Genomic DNA, 2,064 nt, shown 5'->3' on the forward strand with positions numbered 1-2,064 from the left:
AGCCAAGCGCCAGATCCTCAACATCAACACCAGCACGGCCGCGCAGATTGAGGCCTTGCTGCCCAAGATGCGCGAGCTGGCCGAGATCACCGGCAACCCGGCCGCCATCGATCGCGTCAAGGACCTGGAGGTGCGGATTCAGGGCCTGCGCACCAAGGCCAATGAACTCAGCCAGGCATTTGGCAACGCTTTTGGAAACAGCCTTTCAAATTCCCTCAAGAGCCTTGCCGATGGCACTGCTACGCTGGGTGAGGCCGTCCGAGGCCTGCTGAGTAACCTGGCTGCTGGCATGGGCGAGTGGGCCGCCCAGCAACTGGCCCTGCGCGCCCAAGAGGGCGTAATGGGCCTGATCAATGGGGCGAGCAAGACGGCAGCGGGTGCCGGGGCAGCCTCTGTGGCCAGCACTGCGGCCGCAGGCGTAGGCACCGTGGTGGACACCGCTGGCGCTGCGGCCGAGGCTGCAACCACAGCAGCATCCACCGCCGCAACGGTGGCTGATACGGTTGCTACCACCGCCGCGACTGCGGCCACCACCGCCATGGCCACGGCCGCTACTGCCGCCGCTTTGGCCTTGCAGACAGTAGCTGCATCGTCAGCGGGCTCCGGTGCCAGCAGCGTGATTGGAGCCCTGGGAGCGGGCTTCTCCAGCGGTGGCTGGACCGGCCCCGGCACCAAGTTTCAGCCAGCCGGCATTGTTCACGCCGATGAGTTCGTCCACCGGCAAGAGGTCGTGCGCCAGCCAGGCGCGCTGGCCTTCCTGACCCGGTTCAACCAGGTCGGCATGGCCGCGCTCAAGGGCTGGCAGGGCTATGCCGATGGCGGCCTGGTCATGGGCGGTGCATCGCTGGGCCTGCCGTCCGCGGGCAATTTCAAGCCCGCTGCGCCGGTGTCGGGCGGCAGTACCACGGTGGACAACAAGCAGGCCTTCTACCTTGTCGACGACCCGGAACGCATCGCTTCCATGATGGGTAGCAAGGAAGGCGAGAAGGCGATCGGCATCATGATCAGCCGTAACCCCGGCAAGTTTCGCCAGTTGTTGGGGGTGAGCTGATGGCGCCGCCTCTGTGGACCTTCCCGCCCAACTGGAGCAACTCCTTCAAGGAAACCTTGGAGTGGCTGACCGATGTGCTGCAAAGCCCCAGCGGTGCCGAGCAGCGCCGGGCCCTGCGCTTGGCACCGCGCCGCAGCTTTTCGTTTGAGGTACTGGTGCACCAGGCAGACCGCACGCGCTTTGACTTGTGGGCGCATGTGCTGGGCGCTCAGCCGCTGGCTTTGCCAATCTGGACTGATGCTCAGTACCTTGGCACGCCGGTGGCCGCAGGCAGTAGTTCTATTGTGGCCAGCACCGCAGGCTATGACTTTGGGGCGGGCGGCCTGGCCGCGCTGGCCAGCGATGAGCTGGACAGCTGGGAGCTGGTGGACGTTGACCAGGTCACTGCAGGTGGTCTGGCCCTGGCCACCCCCACATCGCACTCCTGGCCAAAGGGCAGCCGTTTGCTGCCTGTTCGCAAAGCTCTGCTCCAGTCACTGCCTGAGCCGGTACGTCTGACCGACGAGCTGGCGCGCGCCAGCGTGAGCTTTGAGCTGATTGAGCCCAGCTCCTGGCCAGTTCAGCTGCCAGCCACGCTCTACCGAGGCAAGCCGGTGCTGGAGTCACGCCCCGATGAGTCCAACGACTTGACGCTGGGTTATGAGCGCCTGACGCAGCGCCTGGACAACCAGGTGGGCATTCCTCGCATCACCGACACCTCGGGCTATGGCTTTGTGCTGCAGCAGCATGCCTGGGCAATATGGGGCCGTGAGGAGCACACGGCCTTTCGTAGCCTGCTGTATGGGCTGCGCGGCCGTCAGGCCTCAATCTGGGTTCCGACCCATGCGGCCGACCTGGTCGCAGCTGGCCAGGTGCAGGGGCAGACTCTGCAAGTGCAGCCATGCGGCTATGCCGACCTCATCACCACTGGCAAGGCGCGCATGGGCCGCCAGGACTTGCGCATTGAGCTGGTCACTGGCGAGGCTCTGCACCGCCGCATTACGGCCGCTGCTGCAGGGGGCACGCTGGAGACC

The 2,064-nt window shown here is 65.7% G+C and carries 1 protein-coding gene and 1 pseudogene; both read left to right on the forward strand.

Annotated elements, in window-relative coordinates; all coding sequences use genetic code 11:
- Nucleotides 1–1,051, forward strand: a pseudogene (locus tag HF327_RS21750) (hypothetical protein); the annotation flags it as partial.
- Nucleotides 1,051–2,064: hypothetical protein (locus HF327_RS21755; protein WP_198462430.1), on the forward strand; the 1,014-nt coding region annotated here is incomplete at its 3' end. The pseudogene HF327_RS21750 and the gene HF327_RS21755, both read left to right, overlap by 1 nt.

The organism is Comamonas suwonensis, assembly GCF_012844455.2.
Classification (GTDB): Bacteria; Pseudomonadota; Gammaproteobacteria; order Burkholderiales; family Burkholderiaceae_C; genus Comamonas; species Comamonas suwonensis.